The sequence below is a fragment of the Mesorhizobium sp. M7A.F.Ca.MR.362.00.0.0 genome, from assembly GCF_004023175.1.
In the GTDB taxonomy this organism is placed as follows: domain Bacteria; phylum Pseudomonadota; class Alphaproteobacteria; order Rhizobiales; family Rhizobiaceae; genus Mesorhizobium.
Genome location: NZ_RZTF01000100.1, coordinates 1 through 678, shown reverse-complemented (window position 1 = coordinate 678; position 678 = coordinate 1). Strand labels below are relative to the sequence as shown.

Genomic DNA, 678 nt, shown 5'->3' with positions numbered 1-678 from the left:
GGGGTCGGCGGCGGCGGTGGCGGGCAGGCTGGCCGATATCGCCACCGGCTCAGACACCGGCGGCTCGATCCGCGCCCCGGCGAGCTTTTGCGGACTGATCGGGCTGCGCACCACGCATGGCCGCATTCCGCTCGACGGCACGATGAAGCTGGCGCCGAGCCTCGACACATTCGGCTGGTTCGCCGACGACATCGAGACCTATGAGACCGTCGGCAAGCTGCTGCTCGGCCGCGATCCGCACCAGCACGTGTTGGACCGGCCGCTGGCGCTGGATTGGCTGGATGGATTGGTCGCCCGACCGGCGCTTGCCGAATATGGTGAAATGAAGGGGCTGGCGGGCAAGGTCTTCGGCGCGCCGGTGACGCCGGCAATCCGCTTCTCCTCATCTCCCGATGAACTCTACTGGTGCTTTCGCCGGCTGCAGGCCAGGGAGGCCTGGGCGGTGCATGGCGAATGGATCACCAGCGGCGAGCGCGGCCTCGGCCCGGGCGTAGAGGAGCGTTTCGGCTTTGGCCGCGCCGTCGACGACAAGGCAGCCCAGGCCGAGAAGGTGCGACGTCTGACCTTTCGTGGCGAACTAAGTGCCCTGCTCGGCAAGAACGGCTTCCTTGTCCTGCCGACGGTGCCTGGTCCGGCGCCTTACGTGGACAGCACGCCGGAGCAGTTCCAGGCCTATCG

Annotated in this window: 1 pseudogene (only partly in view); it reads left to right on the top strand. The window is 68.0% G+C overall.

Features of this window, described 5'->3' with window-relative positions:
• Positions 1-678: pseudogene (locus EOC06_RS14975) on the top strand (amidase); its annotated part reaches 357 nt to the left of the window's first position; the annotation flags it as partial.